The 21,102-nt window shown below is 59.0% G+C and carries 20 protein-coding genes and 1 pseudogene; 4 read left to right on the top strand and 17 right to left on the bottom strand.

Translation table 11 applies throughout. The features are described from left to right. Positions 1-84 precede the first annotated feature (84 nt). The 3 genes from JFT87_RS10170 to JFT87_RS10160 all read right to left on the bottom strand — a co-directional run bounded on the left by JFT87_RS10170 (position 85) and on the right by JFT87_RS10160 (position 3,780). Entirely contained in the window at positions 85-1,191 is a 1,107-nt protein-coding gene (locus JFT87_RS10170; RefSeq protein ID WP_201200932.1) for an NADH:flavin oxidoreductase/NADH oxidase, read from the bottom strand. A 270-nt stretch (positions 1,192-1,461) separates the two neighbouring features. Continuing rightward, on the bottom strand, positions 1,462-3,171 hold the full coding sequence (gene recJ, locus JFT87_RS10165) for a single-stranded-DNA-specific exonuclease RecJ (RefSeq protein ID WP_201200930.1): 1,710 nt from the start codon (positions 3,169-3,171) through the stop codon (positions 1,462-1,464). A 66-nt stretch (positions 3,172-3,237) separates the two neighbouring features. Beyond that, positions 3,238-3,780, bottom strand: coding sequence for a YaeQ family protein (locus tag JFT87_RS10160; protein ID WP_008151638.1), 543 nt, complete (start codon positions 3,778-3,780; stop codon positions 3,238-3,240). A gap of 146 nt (positions 3,781-3,926) precedes the next feature. Between JFT87_RS10160 and JFT87_RS10155 the strand changes: the two genes are divergently transcribed. Both JFT87_RS10155 and JFT87_RS10150 read left to right on the top strand, forming a co-directional pair. Further along, a complete protein-coding gene (locus JFT87_RS10155) occupies positions 3,927-5,126 on the top strand; it encodes a CaiB/BaiF CoA transferase family protein (protein ID WP_201200928.1) in 1,200 nt (399 codons plus the stop codon). Then, entirely contained in the window at positions 5,080-6,033 is a 954-nt protein-coding gene (locus JFT87_RS10150; RefSeq protein WP_201200926.1) for a TIGR02285 family protein, read from the top strand. Before JFT87_RS10155 ends, JFT87_RS10150 begins: the two co-directional genes overlap by 47 nt. A gap of 170 nt (positions 6,034-6,203) precedes the next feature. On the opposite strand, the gene JFT87_RS10145 is transcribed toward JFT87_RS10150, so the two are convergent. The 8 genes and pseudogenes from JFT87_RS10145 to xerD all read right to left on the bottom strand — a co-directional run bounded on the left by JFT87_RS10145 (position 6,204) and on the right by xerD (position 13,911). After that, positions 6,204-6,491 (bottom strand): DUF3509 domain-containing protein, encoded by a 288-nt coding sequence (locus tag JFT87_RS10145; protein ID WP_201200924.1) that lies wholly within the window; start codon positions 6,489-6,491, stop codon positions 6,204-6,206. Between the two features lie 168 nt (positions 6,492-6,659). Next, positions 6,660-7,067, bottom strand: a complete 408-nt coding sequence (locus tag JFT87_RS10140; RefSeq protein ID WP_201200922.1) for a DNA-binding protein — start codon at positions 7,065-7,067, stop codon at positions 6,660-6,662. A gap of 117 nt (positions 7,068-7,184) precedes the next feature. After that, complete coding sequence (locus tag JFT87_RS10135) at positions 7,185-8,558, bottom strand: transporter substrate-binding domain-containing protein (RefSeq protein ID WP_201200920.1); 1,374 nt, start codon at positions 8,556-8,558, stop codon at positions 7,185-7,187. 120 nt (positions 8,559-8,678) lie between these two features. Continuing rightward, positions 8,679-10,088, bottom strand: coding sequence for a threonine synthase (gene thrC / locus JFT87_RS10130; protein WP_201200918.1), 1,410 nt, complete (start codon positions 10,086-10,088; stop codon positions 8,679-8,681). A 66-nt stretch (positions 10,089-10,154) separates the two neighbouring features. Then, positions 10,155-11,459, bottom strand: a complete 1,305-nt coding sequence (locus JFT87_RS10125) for a homoserine dehydrogenase (RefSeq protein ID WP_092281511.1) — start codon at positions 11,457-11,459, stop codon at positions 10,155-10,157. 131 nt (positions 11,460-11,590) lie between these two features. Then, entirely contained in the window at positions 11,591-12,322 is a 732-nt protein-coding gene (gene dsbC, locus JFT87_RS10120; protein ID WP_201200916.1) for a bifunctional protein-disulfide isomerase/oxidoreductase DsbC, read from the bottom strand. Between the two features lie 367 nt (positions 12,323-12,689). Then, positions 12,690-12,815, bottom strand: a pseudogene (locus tag JFT87_RS10115) (tyrosine-type recombinase/integrase); the annotation flags it as partial. 199 nt (positions 12,816-13,014) lie between these two features. After that, a complete protein-coding gene (xerD, locus tag JFT87_RS10110) occupies positions 13,015-13,911 on the bottom strand; it encodes a site-specific tyrosine recombinase XerD (protein WP_201200906.1) in 897 nt (298 codons plus the stop codon). A gap of 108 nt (positions 13,912-14,019) precedes the next feature. Here xerD and JFT87_RS10105 point away from each other — a divergent pair, with 108 nt between their 5' ends. Beyond that, positions 14,020-15,828 carry a cation:proton antiporter gene (locus JFT87_RS10105; protein ID WP_201200904.1) on the top strand — a complete coding sequence of 603 codons (1,809 nt, stop codon included), beginning with the start codon at positions 14,020-14,022 and terminating at the stop codon, positions 15,826-15,828. Positions 15,829-15,945: 117 nt separating this feature from the next. Here the strand turns inward: JFT87_RS10105 and JFT87_RS10100 are convergent, their stop codons facing one another. The 6 genes from JFT87_RS10100 to ffh form a co-directional block, all read right to left on the bottom strand. After that, entirely contained in the window at positions 15,946-16,359 is a 414-nt protein-coding gene (locus tag JFT87_RS10100) for an acyl-CoA thioesterase (RefSeq protein ID WP_122598059.1), read from the bottom strand. Positions 16,360-16,507: 148 nt separating this feature from the next. Continuing rightward, on the bottom strand, positions 16,508-16,858 hold the full coding sequence (rplS, locus tag JFT87_RS10095) for a 50S ribosomal protein L19 (RefSeq protein ID WP_003175895.1): 351 nt from the start codon (positions 16,856-16,858) through the stop codon (positions 16,508-16,510). 45 nt (positions 16,859-16,903) lie between these two features. Beyond that, positions 16,904-17,677 carry a tRNA (guanosine(37)-N1)-methyltransferase TrmD gene (gene trmD / locus JFT87_RS10090; protein ID WP_201200902.1) on the bottom strand — a complete coding sequence of 258 codons (774 nt, stop codon included), beginning with the start codon at positions 17,675-17,677 and terminating at the stop codon, positions 16,904-16,906. Then, positions 17,659-18,195 carry a ribosome maturation factor RimM gene (rimM, locus tag JFT87_RS10085; protein ID WP_201195606.1) on the bottom strand — a complete coding sequence of 179 codons (537 nt, stop codon included), beginning with the start codon at positions 18,193-18,195 and terminating at the stop codon, positions 17,659-17,661. Before rimM ends, trmD begins: the two co-directional genes overlap by 19 nt. A gap of 5 nt (positions 18,196-18,200) precedes the next feature. Beyond that, positions 18,201-18,452: a 30S ribosomal protein S16 gene (gene rpsP / locus JFT87_RS10080; RefSeq protein ID WP_201195607.1), complete on the bottom strand. Its 252-nt coding sequence runs from the start codon at positions 18,450-18,452 to the stop codon at positions 18,201-18,203. A 250-nt stretch (positions 18,453-18,702) separates the two neighbouring features. After that, entirely contained in the window at positions 18,703-20,079 is a 1,377-nt protein-coding gene (ffh, locus tag JFT87_RS10075; protein ID WP_201200893.1) for a signal recognition particle protein, read from the bottom strand. A 210-nt stretch (positions 20,080-20,289) separates the two neighbouring features. Here ffh and JFT87_RS10070 point away from each other — a divergent pair, with 210 nt between their 5' ends. Next, positions 20,290-21,102, top strand: coding sequence for a cytochrome C assembly family protein (locus JFT87_RS10070; RefSeq protein WP_201200891.1), 813 nt, complete (start codon positions 20,290-20,292; stop codon positions 21,100-21,102).

Genomic DNA, 21,102 nt, shown 5'->3' with positions numbered 1-21,102 from the left:
TTACAGACAACCAAAATCCCCGCATAGAAACTCAAAAGCCCCGATCAACCTGACCGGGGCTTTTTTTTGTTTCTACAGCTTCACTCAGTCGCGCAAATCCGACTCATGAATCGGCTGATCCCGATGCGTCGCCCGCTGATACTGCGCCGGCCAAACAGCCTTGCGCCCACCCAAATCATCATCGGCGTGCAGCGGCCAGTACGGATCACGCAGCAGCTCCCGAGCCAGGAAGATAATGTCGGCCTGACAGGTCCGCAGAATGTGCTCAGCCTGCGCCGGCTCGGTAATCATTCCTACCGTGCCCGTGGCGATACCTGACTCCTTGCGCACCCGTTCGGCGAAGCGGGTTTGGTAACCCGGCCCTATCGGAATTTCCGCGTTGGCCGCCGTACCGCCCGACGACACGTCGATCAAGTCCACGCCCAAGTCCTTGAGGCGTCGCGCCAACTCCACGGTTTCATCCGGATTCCAACCATCTTCCACCCAATCGGTGGCTGATACCCGCACAAACAACGGCAACTCCTCCGGCCAAACCGCCCTGACCGCTTCAGTCACCTGCAGCACCAGCCGGATGCGATTTTCGAACGAGCCACCGTACTGATCACGGCGCTGATTACTCAGGGGCGACAGAAATTGATGCAGCAGATAACCGTGAGCAGCGTGGATCTCGACCACTTTGAAACCGGCGGTCAGTGAGCGTTTTGCCGCCTCGACGAACGCCTGAATGACTTCAGCGATCTGCCCTTCATCCAGTTGTTTAGGCGCGGTGTGTTGTGGATCGAATGCAATCGGCGAAGGACCGACCGGAGTCCAGCCGCCATCATCCGGTTTGAGGCTGCCATGCTTGCCAAGCCACGGCCGATGAGTGCTGGCCTTGCGCCCGGCGTGGGCCAGTTGAATGCCAGCTATCGCACCTTGGGCCGCAATAAAGCGGGTGATGCGTTGCAGCGGTTCGATCTGTTCGTCATTCCACAGGCCGAGGTCCTCGGCGGTGATGCGCCCCTCGGCAGTCACCGCCGTGGCTTCGGTAAAAATCAGACCAGCCCCGCCAATCGCGCGGCTGCCGAGATGGACCAGGTGCCAGTCATTGGCCAGGCCATCGACGCTGGAGTACTGACACATCGGCGATACGGCAATGCGATTGAGCAGGGTCAATTGGCGAAGGGTATAGGGTTCAAGCAGCAGACTCATGGGGCACCTCTCGAATCAGTGGGCAGGCTCCAGGGTTCTGTTTGAAAAGTCGACGAGTGACAGGAAAAGGTGCAGCACCCGCCCCCGCGGGCAAAAAATTCGACAAGACGTCACAAGGCCAATCAAGCAGTGCTTAGAGCCTAGTCGACAACGGGGGATGAGGGAGGGTTCAGAGTGATTCAGCGTGTGAAAGGGTGCTTTCGCGAACAGGCTCGCTCCCACATTCGGGAATGCCTATCCCTGTGGGAGCGAGCCTGCTTGCGAATGGCGTCAACGCGGTTCGATGTGGGCAATCATCAACTGCACCGTCTCGTTCCCACGAAACTCGTTGAGGTCGAGCTTGTAGGCCAATTCCACCCATTTGATGGTCGGATTCGGCCAGATATCGCGGTCAATCCCGAAGGCAATGCCATCCAGTTTCACCGAGCCACACTCACTTTTCAGCACCACTTTGAGGTGCCGCTCGCCGACCACCCGCTGCTCGACTAACTGGAACACCCCGTGAAACAGCGGTTCAGGGAAGTGCTGCCCCCAAGGTCCGGCGTGGCGCAGGGCGCGGGCCAGTTCCAGGTGAAACTCTTCGACCGCCAACGTGCCGTCCGACAGCAGGCGACCGGTCAGGTCTTCTTCGCGAAGTTGCCTACGCACTTCAGCGTCAAAGGCCTCGGCGAACAGCGGAAAATTCGCTTCCGGCAACGTCAAACCCGCCGCCATCGCGTGGCCGCCGTATTTGCTGATCAGATTCGGATGCTGCGCCGCCACCACGCTCAAGGCGTCGCGAATATGGAAGCCCTGAACCGAACGTCCCGAGCCCTTGAGCAAGCCATCGCCGGCATCGGCAAAGGCAATCGTCGGACGGAAATAGCGTTCTTTCATACGCGACGCGAGGATGCCGATCACCCCTTGGTGCCACTCCGCATCAAACAGGCACAGACCAAACGGCATCGACTCCACCGGCAAGTCCTTGAGCTGCGCCAGCGCTTCACGCTGCATGCCTTGCTCGATGGATTTGCGATCCTGGTTCATGCCGTCCAGTTGCGCGGCCATTTCCCGGGCCAGATTGGCGTCGGCGGTGAGCAGGCATTCGATGCCCAGGCTCATGTCATCCAGACGCCCGGCGGCGTTCAGGCGCGGACCGACGATAAAACCCAAATCTGTTGAAGTGATGCGTGCATGGTCACGCTTGGCGACTTCGAGGATCGCTTTGATCCCCGGCCGAGCGCGGCCGGCGCGAATCCGTTCCAGCCCCTGATGCACCAGAATCCGGTTGTTGGCGTCCAGCGGCACCACGTCGGCGACGCTGCCCAGCGCTACCAGGTCCAGCAACTCGCCGATGTTCGGCTGCGGCTTGCTCTCGTACCAGCCCAGATTGCGCAAGCGCGCGCGCAGGGCCATCAGCACGTAGAAAATCACCCCGACACCGGCCAGCGCCTTGCTCGGAAACTCGCAACCGGGCTGGTTCGGGTTAACGATTGCATCGGCCAGCGGCAGTTCATCGCCGGGCAAGTGGTGGTCGGTGACCAATACCTTGAGCCCGGCCTTTTTCGCCGCGGCCACGCCTTCGACGCTGGAGATGCCGTTGTCCACGGTGATCAGCAGTTGCGGCGTGCGGGTCAGCGCCACTTCGACGATTTCCGGGGTCAGGCCGTAGCCGTACTCGAAACGGTTCGGCACCAGATAATCGACGTGAGCCGCGCCCAACAGTCGCAGGCCAAGCACACCGACGGTACTGGCCGTGGCGCCATCGGCGTCGAAGTCGCCGACGATCAGAATCCGCTGACGCTGTTCCAGTGCCGTCACCAGCAGATCCACCGCCGCGTCGATGCCTTTGAGCTGCTGGAACGGAATCAGCCGCGCCAGGCTCTTGTCCAGTTCAGCCTCGTTCTGCACGCCACGCGCCGCGTACAGGCGGGTCAGCAGTGGCGGCAGATCACCGAGGAATGGCAGGGTGTCGGGCAACAGGCGAGGTTCGATGCGCATGGGGTGACAGGTGCTTCTCTTGAATACGTAGGATAAAACCGGATAACGCGAACGGGCGGCGAAAAATCAGCCGCGCTCGCCGCTCAGCCACTGCAACTGGACTTCGTGCTGACCACGGTCATCGGTGACGAAAATCGTCCCTTCGCTGATCATCACGTCCCACTTGATAACGCGGGGCATGTCCTTGGCCAGGGTTTCCAGCACGTCTTGCGGCACGGCGGCGATGTGCACGTTTTTCAGGTTCTTGATCGCCGGGATCACTTTGGTTTCCCAGACACGCAGGCTGCCGTAGGCCAGCAGGCTGGTGCGTTCGGTGCGACGCGAACACCAGGTCAGGCGATCGGCATCCGGCTGGCCGACTTCGATCCAGTGCAGGACACGGTCATCCAGGCTCTTTTCCCACAGGGCCGGTTCATCCACGTCTGACAGACCGCGACCAAACGACAGTTGCTCGTTGTACCAGAAGGCGTAGGCCAGCAGGCGCACGGTCATGCGCTCTTCGGTTTCCGAAGGGTGACGGGCGATGGTCTGCTTCACGCTCTCGTAGACGCTGCGGTCGAGGTCGGTAAGGTTCAGTTCAAACTTGTAGGTCGTGGACGGCTGGGCCATGAACGGGCTTCTTGATACGAGGAAAGGCGGCAAGTCTAACCGATGCGGTAGGCAATCAACGAATTGACGACCATCAACCTTGGGCGACTGACACGCGGCTATGTTAAAACGCTCTATCGATCGCCCTTTGTCCTACAGGATCCGTCATGCCATTCACCGGAAAACCGCTCTCAGGTCTGAAAGTCATCGAATTGGGTACGTTGATTGCAGGGCCGTTTGCCTCGCGCATTTGCGGTGAGTTCGGCGCCGAAGTGATCAAGATCGAATCCCCGGACGGCGGTGATCCGTTGCGCAAATGGCGCAAATTGTATGAAGGCACTTCGCTGTGGTGGTTCGTCCAGGCACGAAACAAGAAGTCCCTGACCCTGAACCTCAAGCACCCCGATGGCCTGGCCATTCTGAAAAAACTGCTCAGCGAAGCCGACATCCTGATCGAAAATTTCCGCCCTGGCGTGCTGGAAAAACTCGGGTTGGGCTGGGAGGTCCTGCACGCGCTGAACCCGAAACTGGTGATGGTGCGCCTCTCGGGTTTCGGCCAGACCGGGCCGATGAAAGACCAACCGGGGTTTGGCGCGGTCGGTGAATCCATGGGCGGCCTGCGCTATATCACCGGGTTCGAAGACCGGCCACCGGTGCGCACCGGGATTTCTATCGGCGACTCGATTGCCGCGCTCTGGGGCGTGATCGGCGCGTTGATGGCCTTGCGTCATCGCGAAGTGAACGGCGGTCTGGGCCAAGTGGTGGATGTGGCGCTGTATGAGGCAATTTTCGCCATGATGGAAAGTATGGTGCCGGAGTTCGATGTGTTCGGTTTCATCCGCGAACGCACCGGCAACATCATGCCCGGCATTACGCCCTCCTCCATTCACACCAGCGCTGATGGCAAACACGTGCAGATCGGCGCCAATGGCGATGCGATTTTCAAACGTTTCATGCTGATTATCGGCCGCGAAGATTTGGCCAACGACCCGTTGCTGGCCAGCAATGATGGCCGAGACAGCCGTCGCGACGAGATTTACGGGGTCATTGATCGCTGGGTCAATTCACTGCCGCTCGACAGCGTGATCGGGCAATTGAAACAGGCCGAGGTACCGGCCAGCCGGATTTTCAGTGCCGAAGACATGTTCAGCGATCCGCAGTACCTGGCCCGGGAAATGTTCCTCCAAGCCAAACTGCCAGACGGCAAGGACTTCAAGATGCCAGGGATTGTGCCGAAACTCTCTGAGACACCCGGCACTTCCGAATGGGTCGGACCGCAGCTGGGTGAACACAATGCGCAGGTACTTCACGATCTTGGGTATGACGAGGGACAGATCGCAAAACTTCGTGAAGACGGGGCTATCTAAGCTGAAGCGCCGGCCGACATCGCACGCCAACCGCGCCCACCACGGGTGGCCGTGGCGCCTGTTCGGCCTGTTGCTTTTGCTGGCCCTGCCGGCTTGGGCGCAGGCGAAACCAACATTGATATGGCTGCTGCGCGACCTGCCGCCCCTGACGATTTTCGAAGGCCCGAAAAAAGGTCAGGGGGTGATCGATCAATTGATGCCGATGCTGATCGCCGGCATGCCCCAGTACGAACACACGCTGATGCGCGTCAATCGTGCCCGTGGCTTGCAAATGCTCCACGAAAACCCGTTCGCCTGCGACCCTGCGTTGTTGTGGAACAAGGAGCGTGCGCAGTGGGTGGCGTATTCGATCCCGGCGATTCGCGCGGTGAGCAATGGCCTGGTGGTCCGTCAGCAAGATCGGGCAGTGCTCAAACCCTATTTGGTGGATGGCGAAGTCGACCTCTCGGCGCTGCTGGCCGGTGGCGACAGAAAAGTCGGTGTTGTCGCCGAACGCAGCTACGGTGAGTTTCTCGACAGTATCCTGCATCAGGCGCCGAGCGCTGCGCTGACGGCGCATTACGGCAACGATGCATTGACCAATCTACTGTCGATGCAGCGCCTGGGACGCTTGCAGGTGGTGCTGGGTTATTGGCCGGAAATCCGCTATCAGGCCAAGCAGGCGCAGATCGCCGAGGATGAGCTGGAGTTCTATCCCATTAAGGGCACCGGGAAATATCTCTCGGGATATGTCGCTTGTTCCGACACCACATTGGGACGTCAGGCCATCAGCGAGATCAATCAACTGCTGCGCACCCTGCCCCACGAGCATTTGAATCAGCTGTATGCCGCGTGGCTGAATCCCGAGCGCCAAGCGGACTATCTCGAAGAGGCACGGCTGTTTTTCGAACAGCAGGCCACGCAATAGGCAAACGCCGGACAAAAGAAACCCCGAGAAGTGGGGAGACGACTCGGGGTTAAACGTGGCCTACATAAAGACCAGTAGCAGCAAGCTACAAGCACCGGAGCACAATGCTTGATCCTGCTGTTACAAGGTCTGACTGACCTTGGCGCAGGAAGGTTCCCACAAAAAACAATTCAATTACGATTGGCCAGGATCTTGTCCTGGGCCGCATTGCGCAACGCCGCGATTACGCAGGGCTCCAGACGTCCTTCGGCGATCAGCACATCGCGGTGCAATCCATCAACGACATCCGTCAGCAGCCACTTATCGGTCAACTGCGCCTGATTGAACGCACGTTCCACGACAATGGCACCGGCTGCACTTTTTAATGTCACCAGGCATTCGCCATGGGCACCCGACGGGGTCAACGTAACCTGATACGGGCTCAGAGCCTCACCGAGCAATAGACTGATACTTTCCATCTCGATCACCACTCAATAGTCCGAAAACAAAGTGCCTGGGAGGGCATGTCTACAGTAAATGACCACTGCCCCGAGAAGAAAGTTCTGCCTGCCGATTGCTCCCTCCCTGGAGCGTTACCGGTCTGTCGGAGCATGCACGGCGAAGATGACAGTAAAAATAACCGTGCTTCAGGCTCCGTCCGGCTGCTGCAGCGCGTTCAGGTAGTTGTCCAGCAAGCCTCGCATCAACACGGCCGATACCGGCGTTTGCAGGCGTCCGAGCAGTTTCAGTTCATGGGCCTGCAACAACGTCTCGAGATCGTCCAACACACTCGGTGCGACGGCGCCCAGCAGGATCAGTGCTCGCGACTGTTGCCCTATAGCCAAGTGCTGGATCAGCGCGATGCCATCGCCACCCTTTAGCTGCGGATTACAGATCGCGATATCGACAGCTCCGCAATGCCCCAGCGAACACACCGCCGACGCCAGTGACGGCGCCGTCAGCACGTTATAAATGCCGACGGCGTTGAACATCTGGTGCAGCGCCATCAGCTGGAACGGGTTGTGTTCAAGTATCAGGACTTTGAGTGAACGCATGGGCGGCCTCTGAAGCGACAAGCGCGGACTCTCACCGCAGGTACCGTTCACTCTAGGGCAGCCGTCCTCAGCCTCCCATCGGAAAAGGACTCACGTCGTATAGGACTTTTCCCAACTTCACTGCGGACATCGGCTGCCACTTTCCAGCGGCCGCTGGCCAGTGTCCGTCCAGCCGCCGAGCAGACCGCGCAATTGGCCATCGGCGCTGTAAAACGGCACCGTCCATTGGTAGATCTCGCGCGCCCCGTTTTTGAACTGCAATTGACGCCTGCAGAAGCGCATCTTGCGCGTGCGTACTTGCTGCATGAACTCGTCATGCAGCATCCGCGCGGTCGCCCCAGGCAGCGTGTCGGCTTCGATCAGTGATCGTCCCTGTACTTCGTGGAAGCGGATCGAGAGCGCCTCCTCATAGCTACGGTTGCACATGATCAACCGCCCTTGCAGGTCGCGGACGAAGATCGGGTCGGGCATCGACTCAATCAATGCATGCTGAAAGGCCAACTGGTCGCCGAGTTCTTTTTCGGCTTTACAGCGTTCTTTGATCAGGGCACTCAAGCGACGATTCCAGATCAATGACAACAAACCAAAAATGGCCATGACTGCCATCGCCCAACACCCCCAACCGGCAATCCGCTGCCACACCGTAGGCGTCGGGATCGGCGCAACACCGTCCAGCCATTTCAGCCGGATCGCACGCAGTTCATGCGCCGGAAATGCCTCGAGTGCCTTGTTGAGGATGCTCAACAACTTCGGCTGACCTTTGCGCACAGCCAGGTGATCGGCCTCCCACTTGCCCTCCAGCAGCTCTCCGACCCTGAGCAATCCTGAGGGGAACAACTGCGCGCCGATCTCGTTTTCGATGGTGGCGTAAGCCTCACCGCTTTCGACCAACGCTCGGGCTTCGCCGTAGGTTTTGACTGAGCGAATCTCGATCGATGGGTAGTCGCGCCGGATGATGCCTTCCAGTGCGTGACGACTTGGCAATACCAACACGCGCTTGGCCAACTGCTCCAACGACTGCAACAGCGGCGCCCCCGAGCGTCCGACCAACGCCCAGCCAGAACCGCCAAACGCATGACTGAAATCCAGAAACACTTTGCGTGGGTCATTCATCGCCAGCGTAGTGCTCATATCCGCCTCGCCGCTTTCCAGGCGCCCAAGCAATTGATCGGTGGAAAACGACTCTTCATGGATAAACAGCAGCCCTGTCATGGCACTGATCTGATTGAGCACATCGTTGTTCAAACCAACCCAGTGGCCATGTTCATCCTTGAACAGGTAAAGCGGGTACTGCATAGACGCGACGATCACCTTCGGGTGCTCGCGAACCCATTGCCGCTCCAGAGCGTCCAGCCCGATGGCTGTACCGACGACTGATTCCCGGGACTCATAAGTCGCCAACTGCGCGGCCAATCCACATGGGCCAAAGCCCAGGGTGCCCAACAAAAAAATCCAGCACATGGCTGGTCTGAACCCTCTCAAAAACCGCATTGCCACTTCCTTCGTGATCAACTCGCCCGTCCTTCAGGGGCGAAAACGCGACAAGTGTGGCACGCAGAAACAAGAAAGCCCGTCAGGAGACGGGCTTCAAAATGTGACAGCTTTGCGGGTTTAGAGAGGCTTGCCGCGGTTACCATGCTGACTGACAAAGGCCTGCACGGCTTTCAAGTCGTTCGGCAACACCGTGCAACGCTCTTCTCTCTCAAACAAATCAGAAAGATGTGCAGGTAGTTCGAGAGCTTTTCCTACACCGGCTTTTTCCACTGCATCCGGGAATTTGACCGGATGAGCGGTGCCCAGGATCACCATCGGGATATCCAGGCTACGGCGGCACTCGCGTGCGGCTTTGACGCCGATGGCGGTATGCGGGTCCAGCAACTCGCCCGTCTGTTCGAAGACCTCGGCGATGGTTTCGCAGGTTTGCGCGTCATCCACGGCCAGGGAATCGAACAGTTTGCGGGCTTCGGTCCAGCGTTCCTGTTCGACGCTAAAACCGCCACCTTGCTTGAAGCTGTCCATCAAACCGGCAATTGCAGCGCCATTGCGACCGTGCAGGTCGAACAGCAGACGTTCGAAGTTCGACGACACCATGATGTCCATCGACGGCGACAGCGTGGCGTGCAGGGTTTCCTTGACGTACTGATTGCCGCTCATGAAACGGTGCAGGATGTCGTTGCGGTTGGTGGCGACGATCAACTGGTTGATCGGCAGGCCCATATTGCGCGCCAGGTAACCGGCGAAGATGTCGCCGAAGTTACCGGTCGGTACCGAGAACGACACCGAACGCGCCGGGCCACCCAGTTGCAGGGCTGCGTGGAAGTAGTAAACGATCTGGGCCATGATCCGCGCCCAGTTGATCGAGTTCACGGCTACCAGGCGCGTGCCTTTCAGGAAGCTCTGGTCGGCGAAGCTGTTCTTGACCATTTCCTGGCAGTCATCGAAGTTGCCTTCGATGGCGATGTTGTGGATGTTCTCGCCGAAGATGGTGGTCATCTGGCGACGCTGCACTTCAGACACACGGTTGTGCGGGTGCAGGATGAAGATGTCGACGTTTTCGCAGTGCTTGCAGCCTTCGATGGCGGCCGAACCGGTATCACCGGAGGTCGCACCGACGATCACCACGCGCTCGCCGCGTTTTTCCAGCACGTAGTCGAGCAAACGACCGAGCAGTTGCAGGGCGAAGTCTTTGAACGCCAGGGTCGGGCCGTGGAACAGCTCCAGGACCCACTCGTTGCCGTTCAACTGACGCAGCGGTGCAACGGCGCTGTGGGAAAACACACCGTAGGTTTCTTCAAGAATCTTTTTGAAATCGGCATCAGGAATGCTGCCGGCAACAAACGGGCGCATCACCCGGAAGGCCAGCTCGTGATACGGCAGGCCGGCCCAGGAAGCGATTTCTTCCTGAGTGAAACGTGGCAGGCATTCCGGCACGTACAGGCCGCCGTCAGTGGCCAGACCGGCCAGCAAAACGTCTTCGAAATTCAGGGCCGGTGCCTGGCCGCGGGTACTGATATAACGCATGACTGGCTCCAATAGACAGTGTTCGCAAACCCGGGCCCGCACGCGAGCCCGGTGAACGATAACGGCTTAGTTCAGGTGCTCGACGCGGATCCGCACAACTGGACCGACCACGCCCGCCAGCGCTTCGAGGGCGGCGATCGCGTCGTTCATGTGCTGTTCCAGCACACGGTGGGTCAGCAGGATCATCGGCACCAGGCCGTCGTGTTCCTCGACTTCCTTCTGCATGATCGATTCGATGTTGATGCCGCGTTCCGACAGGATGCTCGCCACTTGGGCCAGCACGCCTGGATGGTCCTTGGCCTGAATCCGCAGGTAGTAAGCGCTTTCGCAAGCTTCGATCGGCAGGATCGGGTGCGCCGACAGCGAGTCCGGCTGGAAGGCCAGATGCGGCACACGGTTTTCCGGGTCGGAGGTCATGGCGCGAACCACGTCCACCAGGTCGGCGATCACCGACGAAGCGGTCGGCTCCATGCCGGCGCCAGCGCCGTAGAACAGGGTCGAACCGGCAGCGTCACCGTTGACCATTACCGCGTTCATCACGCCGTTGACGTTGGCGATCAGGCGATCAGCCGGGATCAGCGTCGGGTGCACACGCAGTTCGATACCGGCCGCAGTGCTGCGCGCCACGCCCAGGTGCTTGATGCGGTAGCCCAGCGCTTCGGCGTAGTTCACGTCAGCAGTGGTCAGCTTGGTGATGCCCTCGGTGTAGGCCTTGTCGAATTGCAGCGGAATGCCGAACGCGATGGACGCCAGGATCGTCAGCTTGTGAGCTGCGTCGATGCCTTCAACGTCGAAGGTCGGATCGGCTTCGGCGTAACCCAGGGCTTGCGCCTCGGCAAGTACGTCTTCGAAGGTGCGACCCTTCTCGCGCATCTCGGTGAGGATGAAGTTGCCGGTGCCGTTGATGATGCCGGCGACCCAGTTGATGCGGTTGGCGGACAAACCTTCACGGATTGCCTTGATCACCGGAATGCCACCGGCAACCGCCGCTTCAAACGCAACGATTACGCCCTTCTCGCGAGCCTTGGCGAAAATTTCATTACCGTGAACGGCGATCAGTGCCTTGTTCGCGGTGACCACATGCTTGCCATTCTCGATGGCCTTGAGTACCAGCTCACGGGCAACGGTGTAGCCACCCATCAGCTCTATAACGATGTCAATCTCAGGGTTCGTGGCCACTTCGAAGACATCGTTGGTAATCGCAATACCGGTCGTTTGGAACTGAGGCTTTGGCGTGCGCATGGCAATTTGTGCCACTTCGATACCACGCCCGGCACGACGAGCAATTTCCTCGGCGTTGCGCTGAAGTACGTTGAAGGTACCGCCACCGACGGTCCCTAACCCACAGATGCCTACTTTGACCGGTTTCACTGTGAACTCCCCATAAAACGGCCGACGCAAGGTCGGCCGTGAAAACAGCCGCATGCTGCGGCTCTCTATTAATGGTCCGGCGAAGTTACCGCCGAACCATGATCGTCAAAGGCTGACCGTGACGATGCGAATTATTTCGCGTCCAGCGCCAGTTTGGCGACTTGTGGCGCAGGCTGGTAGCCCGGAATGACCTGACCGTCGGCCAAAACGATGGCCGGCGTGCCGTTCACACCGATCGACTGACCAAGGGCGAACTGCTTGGAAACCGGGTTATCGCACTTGGCGGCCTTGATTTCCTTGCCATCGACCATCTTGTCCATCGCGGCTTTCTTGTCTTTCGAGCACCACACAGCTTGCAGCTGTTCGTCACCCGGCGAGCCCAGGCCCTGGCGCGGGAACGCCACGTAACGCACTTCGATGCCGCGCTTGTTCAGCTCAGGCACTTCGGCGTGCAGTTTGTGGCAGTACGGGCAGGTGGTGTCGGTGAACACGGTGATGTGCGACTTGGTTTCGCCGATGGCCGGGTAGACCACGGTTTCTGCGACCGGAATGTCGTTGATCAGTTTGGAAATGCCCAGGCGTTCGGTTTTCTCGGTCAGGTTGACCGGTTTACCGTCCTGGAGCTGGAACATATAGCCCTGAACCACGTACTGGCCGTCGGCGCTGGCATAGAGCACGCGACTGCCCTTGAGTTTGACTTCATACAGACCGGCCAGCGGGCTCGCGCTGATGGTTTCGATCGGTGTATCCAGCTGGAGGCTTTCCAGGCTTTTACGAATGGCTTTGTCAGCCGCGTCATCGGCGACGGCAAAGGTGCTGACCAACGCAATGGCTGCGGCGGCGAAAATATGGGTCAGACGCATGAGAACTCCTGAAGGCGGACAAATGGGACGATCAGAACGCCCGTGCCGAAACACCGGGTCATAAACGCCCATCGTGCAAACCGGCAAAGCCTACCACATAAGGCTGGCGTGGCCGAATGCGCCTGTCGCCATACATTCATGTGTAACTGACACAGCTTCATGCTTGTACAACTGACCCACAACCATATGTGGCTGACACACATTATTGTGGCGAGGGGATTTATCCCCGCTGGGTTGCGAAGCAGCCCTAAAACCATCCATCGCGATCTTTCACGCAAAACCGAGCCAGCCGGGTTTGCGACTGCTGCGCAGCCGAACGGGGATAAATCCCCTCGCCACAGGTTAGTGTTCCAACATTAGAGACGTGTCAGCCGCGCGGGTTGTGTTTGGCGTGCAGCTCTTGCAGGCGGGCGCGGGCGACGCGGGTGTAGATTTGCGTGGTGGAGAGGTCGCTGTGGCCGAGCAGCATCTGCACCACGCGCAACGCACTGCCTCTGCAACTGCTACACCCATATGTGACTGACACACATTATTGTGGTGAGGGGATTTATCCCCGATGGGTTGCGAAGCAGCCCAAAACCATCCCCCCAATCTATCAGTCAAACCGAGCAGCCCAAGATGGGGGCCGCTGCGCAGCCCGTCGGGGATTAATCCCCTCACCACAGGTAAGTATTTCAAACAAAGGGGATGTGTCAGCCGCGCGGGTGGTGTTTGGCGTGCAGGTCTTGCAGGCGCGCTCGAGCGACATGGGTGTAGATCTGGGTGGTCGACAGGTCGCTGTGACCGAGCAGCATCTGCACCACCCGCAGGTCAGCGCCGTGGTTGAGCAGGTGCGTGGCGAAGGCATGGCGCAAGGTATGCGGCGACAGCGACTTGCCGATCCCGGCGACCTTGGCCTGGTGCTTGATGCGATGCCAGAAGGTCTGGCGGGTCATCTGTTCGCCGCGCTGGCTCGGGAACATCACATCGCTGGGGCGCCCACCGAGCAGTTCGCCACGGCCGTCGCGCATATAGCGCTCGACCCAGACAATCGCTTCCTCGCCCATTGGCACCAGACGCTCCTTGCTGCCCTTGCCCATCACCCGCAACACACCCTGACGCAGGTTGACCTGCTCCAGAGTCAGGCTGATCAATTCGGTCACCCGCAAGCCGCAGGCGTACAGCACTTCAAGCATGGCGCGGTCACGTTGGCCGATGGCTTCGCTCAAGTCCGGGGCTTTTAACAGAGCCTCCACATCCGCTTCCGACAAGGATTTTGGCAGCGGCCTGCCGAGTTGCGGCATATCGACGCGCAAAGTCGGATCGACGCCGATCAGCTTTTCCCGCAACAGATAGCGATAGAAGCCACGCACGCCAGAGAGAAAACGCGCGGTGGAGCGGGGTTTGTAGTTTTGCTCAAGGCGCCAGGCCAAGTGGTCGAGGATCAGCTCGCGGCCGGAGTTGATCAGCTCCAGGTTCTTTTCCTGCAACCAACCGTTGAACAGCGCCAGGTCGCTGCGATAGGCATCGCGGGTGTTGTCGGAAAGGCCTTTCTCCAGCCACAGGGCGTCGAGGAATTGGTCTATGAGGGGATGGTCGATGGCGGGCATGGGGACTCAAGACACGCAGGCACAAGCACGGCGCGCAAATTTGAAGTGAACGTTAGAAATGGCCGCTAGTCTTTCATAGCCCGCTATTTCAAGGAACAGGGAGCATCAATGAACGAGCAGCAAATTCTTTTGGCATTTGGCGCCATTGGCGTGGCGGCGCTGGGCTGCCAATGGTTGGCCTGGCGCTTGAAGCTGCCAGCCATCCTGTTTCTGTTGCTGACCGGGATTCTCGCAGGCCCGGTACTGGGCTGGCTCGATCCGCAGGAAATGTTCGGGCCACTGCTGATGCCGTTGGTATCGCTGGCCGTGGCGCTGATTCTGTTCGAGGGCAGCCTGACCCTGCACCTGTCGGAGTGGAAGGAGATTGGCAGCGTTGTTCATCGATTGGTGACCATTGGCGCGATCTCGACCTGGATCGTCATCGCAGTCGCCACGCATTATTTACTCGGCTTCGACTGGATGTTGGCCATCCTTTTCGGCAGCTTGACGCTGGTCACCGGGCCGACAGTGATCGTGCCCATGCTGCGCGTGGTGCGACCGAAGGCCTCGATCGCCAATATTCTGCGCTGGGAAGGCATCGTCATCGACCCGATCGGCGCCCTCCTCGCTGTCGTGGTTTACAGCTTCATCATTGCCAGCGCTGAAGGCCATGGCCTCAAGCAAAGCCTGCTGACCTTCGGCGGCGTGATCGTGTGTGGCGCCGCGTTCGGCATTGTCGGCGGCTGGCTGCTCGGCACGGTGATTCGCCGTCAGTGGCTGCCGGAGTACCTGCATAACCTCGCCTCGCTGGCGGCGGTGCTGGGTATTTTCATCGCGTCCAATGAGGTCATGCACGAGTCCGGATTGTTGGCGGTGACGCTGATGGGCATGTGGCTGGCCAACATGAAAGGCGTGGATGTGCGGCACATCCTGCACTTCAAGGAAAACCTCAGCGTCTTGCTGATTTCCGGGCTGTTCATTCTGTTGGCGGCGCGGTTGGATCTGAACGCGCTGATCGGCCTGGGTCCACTGGTGTTGATTCTGTTGTTGGTGATTCAATTGATCGCCCGGCCGCTGAACGTGGTGCTGAGCACGGCGGGTTCCAGCCTGAGTTGGCGTGAGCGTGCCTTGCTGTGCTGGATCGCACCTCGGGGGATTGTTGCGGCCGCGGTGTCGGCCATTTTTGCCATTCGCCTGGATGAGGCCGGCCATGAAGGTGCGCTGTTGCTGGTGCCGCTGACCTTTGCGGTGATCATCGGTACCGTGGTGCTGCAAAGTGCTACCGCGCGGCCGCTGGCACGATTGCTCAAAGTTGCCGAACCTGCGCCAAGCGGTTTCCTGATCGTCGGAGCCAACGCACCTTCACGCTTGCTCGGCAAGTCGCTGCAGCAATTGGGCAGCCGCGTGCTGCTGACCGATTCAAGCTGGGAAAACATTCGTGCGGCGCGTATGGAAGGGCTACCGACCTATTTCGGCAACCCGGCTTCGCAACATGCCGACGCGCATCTGGATCTGGTCGGGCTGGGGCATTTGCTGGCGCTGTCGCCGTCGGGTGAGCTCAATACACTGGCGGCGATGCGCTTTCGCCATGACTTCGGTCATCAACGCCTGTTCGGGCTGGCGAGCGGTCAGGAAAGCCGTCGTAGCGACAAACACCGCGCAAGTCTTGAGCATCGCGGCAATCAGTTGGGCAGCGAGGCGTTCACTTACGCGAAACTGGCCAGTCAGATGGGCCAAGGGGCCGAGCTATACAGCACGACGCTGACGGATGGCTTTGGTTGGGAAGACTACTGCGCGCTGCATGGCAATCGGGCGACCCTGCTGTTCATGCGCGATGACAGTGGCTGGGTGCATGTGGTGACGCCGGAAACTACGTTGAAGCCCGGATCGGGGTGGACGTTGCTGGCGTTGATACAACCGGAGACTTCCAGCGCCTGACAGGACGATTCGCGAGCAGGCTCGCTCCCACAGTGATCGGGGTGAACACAACATTTGTGTCCGGCACAGAACCTGTGGGAGCGAGCCTGCTCGCGAAGGGCGCTGCCCGGATTCAGATCAGGCAGCAAAACCCGGGAGCACCGGCACTGGACGCTTATCGTCGTCAATCGCGACAAAGCTGAACTGACCGTGGATAGCCTTCTCGCGGCCATCGCAACTCATGCTTTCAACAAACACTTCCACCTCGACCTTGAGGCTGGTGTTGCCGACCTTGATCACTTTGCCTACCAGCTCGACGATCGAGCCGGCCGGAATCGCGTGGTTGAAGTCGATGCGATCGGTGGACACGGTCACCAGCGGCAAACGGCAGAAGCGTGTGGCGGTGATGAAGGAGACTTCATCCATCCATGCCAGCGCAGTGCCGCCGAACAGGGTGTTGTGGTGGTTGGTGGTCGGCGGGAAGACGGCTTTGGTGACGCGCGTTACCGAGAGTTCGGTACGGCGTTCGATTTCCTGGTCGCGGGTAGACATGGGAGATGACTCGTAAAGAGCAGACAGCAAATCGAAAACAAGATCAAAAGATCGCAGCCTTCGGCAGCTCCTACAGGATAAGGGCAGTTAAATTCAGGCAACAAAAAAGCAGCCCGTAGGCTGCTTTTTTCTGCATCGGAAGCTGGACTTAAGCCAGTTTTTCCTTGATGCGAGCTGCTTTACCGGACAGGTCACGCAGGTAGTACAGCTTGGCTTTACGTACGTCACCGCGACGTTTAACAGCCATGCTGTCGATTTGCGGGCTGTAGGTCTGGAAAGTACGCTCTACGCCAACACCATTGGAGATTTTACGAACGGTGAATGCACTGTTTACGCCGCGGTTACGCTTGGCGATAACAACACCTTCGAACGCTTGCAGACGCGAACGGTCGCCTTCCTTCACTTTCACCTGAACGACAATAGTGTCGCCCGGGGCAAAGGTAGGGATCTCTTTGGTCATCTGCTCTGCTTCGAGTGCAAGGATGATTTTGTTAGTCATGCTGTGCTCCTAAGGTAAATCGTCGGATCTACCATCGATACGTTGTTAACTATCGTCCCGCTCGCGGATGTATTCCTCGAGCAGCTTCTTCTCTTCTCCAGAAAGCGAGCGGCTTTCCAGAAGATCGGCGCGTCGTTCAAAGGTCCTACCAAGGGACTGCTGTAAACGCCATCGCCGGATATGCGCGTGATTGCCACTTAGCAACACGTCGGGAACACGCTGATCCGCATACACCTCCGGTCGGGTGTAGTGCGGGCAATCCAGCAGACCATCCGTAAAGGAATCTTCCTCGGCGGAGTCTGCATGCCCTAAAGCTCCAGGCAGCAGTCGTGTAACCGCATCGATCAGGACCATCGCCGGCAGCTCGCCGCCAGACAGTACATAGTCGCCAATCGACCACTCTTCATCGACATGAGCATCAATAAAACGCTCGTCAATGCCTTCATAGCGGCCGGCAATCAGGATCAATGCATCCGAATTCGCCAACTCGCGTACCGCCGACTGAGTCAGTTGACGGCCTTGGGGGGACAGGTAAATTACCTTCGCCGCCTCCCCGGCTGCTGCCTTGGCCTGAACCAGAGCATCTTCCAGGGGCTTGATCTTCATCACCATGCCCGGGCCACCGCCAAATGGGCGATCGTCCACAGTGTGATGTCGATCCGTCGTGTAGTCTCGCGGATTCCAACAGGTGAGCTGCAACAGCCCCTGTTTCACCGCACGACTGGTGATGCCGTACTCGCTGATGGCGGAGAACATCTCGGGAAACAAACTGATCACTTCTACGCGCAAGTTAGCCACGCTTAGAAGTCCGCATCCCATTCCACCTTCATCTCGCCTGCGGCAAGGTCGACAACCAACACGCATTGCTCCGTATAGGGCAACAGGCGTTCGCGATCATCCAGGCTGCCAGCGCAAGGCTTGACCACCATTACATCATTGGCGCCGGTTTCCAGAAGATGATCGATCTTCCCGAGCAATTGCCCGAGTTGGTCAATAACCTTCAGACCTTCCAGCTGGTACCAGTAGTACTCGCCGTCGGTCAATTCAGGGAACAGGTTGCGCGGCACGCAGATCTCATAACCGGCCAGAAGACGAGCTTCTTCACGGTCATCAAGATCCTTGAGCTTTGCGACCAGGAACTTGTCGTTCCCTCGTCCGCTGACCAGCTCAACCTGTTTGACGCTGCCTTCGCGCTTGAGCGTCCAGGTTTTGTATTGCAACAGGTTTTCAGTCGGATCAGTAAAGGAGTAAACCTTCACTTCGCCGCGAACGCCATGAACAGAATAGATCTTGCCGATAACGATCAAATCATCAGCAATGGCTGGCGTCGCGTTCATATTGCTCAGGCCGCAGCCTTAGATGCATCCTTCAACAACTGAGCAACACGCTCAGAAGGTTGTGCACCAACGCTCAGCCAGTAGGCTACGCGCTCTTGGTTCACGGACAGACGGATTTCTTGACCACGAGCAACAGGGTTGAAGAAACCAACCTGTTCTTTGTGCGAACCGTCGCGCGGGTTGCGGCTGTCGGTTACGGTCAAGTGGTAAAACGGGCGCTTTTTGGAGCCGCCAAGGGCAAGACGGATTGTTAGCATGTGAACATCGTTCCTGTAGTCGGTGCTGCAAATCTAAAGGCACAGCGGGCATAGGTGCCCGAAAGGCCGCATATTCTAAGGAATATCCGGACTTTTGCAAATGTCTTTTTCCGACGGCCTTTCGGTCGTCATCCAGATTTGCTATAGAGCCGTCGTTGAAAACGGCCAGTCAGCTCCCGCCAAGTGCGGGTTTGCTGGAGTTCCCACATTTCTGTGGTACTGCGCCGACATGACTGCCGGCGCGAATTCTTTACATTTTCGGCATGCCGCCGCCGGGCAACATACCGCCCATGCCGCGCATCATTTTGGCCATTCCGCCTTTTGCGGAGAATTTCTTCATCATCTTCTGCATCTGCTTGTGCTGCTTGATCAAGCGACCGATGTCCTGCACCTGGGTGCCGGAACCCAACGAAATCCGACGTTTACGCGAACCGCTGATCAGGTCAGGGTCGCGGCGTTCGGCCGGGGTCATGGAATTGATGATGGCTTCCATCTGCTTGAACTGTTTCTCTGCCGCGCCCTGGGCATTGCCCATTTGCGCCAGGTTCACGCCGCCGATGTTCGGCAGCTTGTCCATGAGGCCGCCGAGGCCGCCCATATTCTTCATCTGTTGCAGCTGATCGCGGAAGTCTTCGAGGTCGAAGCCCTTGCCCTTCTTCAGCTTCTTGGCCAGTTTGTCGGCCTTGTCCTTGTCGAGGGTCGCTTCGGCCTGTTCGATCAGGCTGAGCACGTCGCCCATGCCGAGGATGCGCGAAGCAATACGCTCAGGGTGGAACGGTTCGAGCGCTTCGCTCTTCTCACCCATACCGATGAACTTGATCGGCTTGCCAGTGATAGCGCGGACCGACAGGGCGGCACCGCCCCGAGCGTCGCCGTCGACCTTGGTCAGGATCACACCGGTCAGCGGCAGCGCATCACCGAAGGCCTTGGCCGTGTTGGCGGCGTCCTGGCCGGTCATGGCGTCGACCACGAACAGGGTTTCGACCGGGTTGATCGCGGCATGCAGCGCCTTGATCTCGCCCATCATCTCTTCGTCGATGTGCAGACGACCGGCGGTATCGACGATCACCACGTCGATGAATTTCAGTTTTGCTTCTTTAATAGCTGCTTGCGCGATGTCGACCGGCTTCTGGCTCAGGTCGGACGGGAAGAACGTCACGCCGATGTCGCTGGCCAGGGTTTCCAGTTGCTTGATCGCAGCAGGACGATAAACGTCCGCGGACACGACCATGACCGATTTCTTTTTGCGCTCTTTAAGGAAGCGCGCGAGTTTACCGGCGGTGGTGGTTTTACCAGCGCCCTGCAAACCGGCCATCAGCACGACGGCTGGCGGAACGGCGCTCAGGTTCAGGTCTTCGTTGGCCGCGCCCATCAGGCTTTCGAGTTCGGCCTGGACGATCTTCACGAAGGCCTGGCCCGGCGTCAGGCTGCGCGACACCTCGGTGCCGACGGCGCGTTCCTTGACCGAATTGACGAAGTCCTTGACCACCGGCAGGGCGACGTCGGCTTCGAGCAACGCCATGCGCACTTCGCGCAGGGTGTCTTTGATGTTGTCCTCGGTCAGCTTGGCCTTGCCGGTGACATGGCGCAGCGTCTGCGAGAGACGGTCGGTTAAGTTTTCAAACATTGCGCGATCCTTTCAGGCCCTGTGTAGACCGGGATAATGGCGGCCCAGACCGGAATAAACATGTGCTCGGCGAGCCTGCGGCGTGGGCAGGTCGCGGATTATAGCGAAGACTGCGTCCGGCGGACACCTCGCTGTCAGGTTGTATGGTCTTTCGTGCAATGAGGGTTCTATGCCAAACTCAGCGCCTTTCGGGCTTGCCTAACAGGATTTATGCTCCCCTTGTCACCGAGTTTGCTTACTACCCTCGCCGCCGCCTGCTTATATGCCGCTGCGACCCTCTATCAGGGCACTCGTCTGGCCAGTGGCGCCAAGGCGAACAAGCGCCTGTTGGTCACGCTCGGCGTATTGGCCGTGCTGGCCCACAGCGCCAGTCTGTTCACTCATTTGCTGACGCCGATCGGCCTGGGCCTGGACTTCTTCAGCGCCGCCAGCCTGATTGCCGCGGCGGTTATCGCCCTGACCCTGCTGGCCTGCTCGCGGATTCCGGTCGAGAACCTGCTGGTGTTGCTGTTCCCGCTCGGGGCCGCAACCGTGCTGCTGGCACAGTTCGCCCCGGCCGGTACGGTGCAGATCATCGATGAGGAGCCAGGCATCCTCGCCCACATTCTGTTGTCGATCCTCGCCTACGGCATGTTCACCATCGCGGTGTTCCAGGCCTTGCTGTTGCTGGTGCAAGACCACCAGCTCAAAAACAAGCATCCGTCCGGGCTGATCAAGAACTTCCCGCCGCTGCAAACCATGGAAAGCCTGCTGTTCGGCTTCCTCTGGGCCGGCTGGACGCTGCTGTCGCTGTCGCTGATCTCAGGCTGGCTGTTCGTCGAGAACCTGTTTGCCCAACATCTGGTACACAAGACCCTGCTGGCCTGCCTGGCCTGGATCGTCTTCAGCGTATTGCTCTGGGGCCGTAATCGCCTCGGCTGGCGCGGGCATAAGGCGATCCGCTGGACCCTCGCCGGTTTCTGCCTGCTGATGCTGGCCTATTTCGGCAGCAAGCTGGTTCGTGAATACATTCTGCACATCTGA

This window comes from Pseudomonas sp. TH15, from assembly GCF_016651105.1.
In the GTDB taxonomy this organism is placed as follows: Bacteria; Pseudomonadota; Gammaproteobacteria; order Pseudomonadales; family Pseudomonadaceae; genus Aquipseudomonas.
The sequence above is the reverse complement of the archived record's forward strand: the minus strand, read 5'-3'. Positions and strand labels throughout refer to the sequence as shown.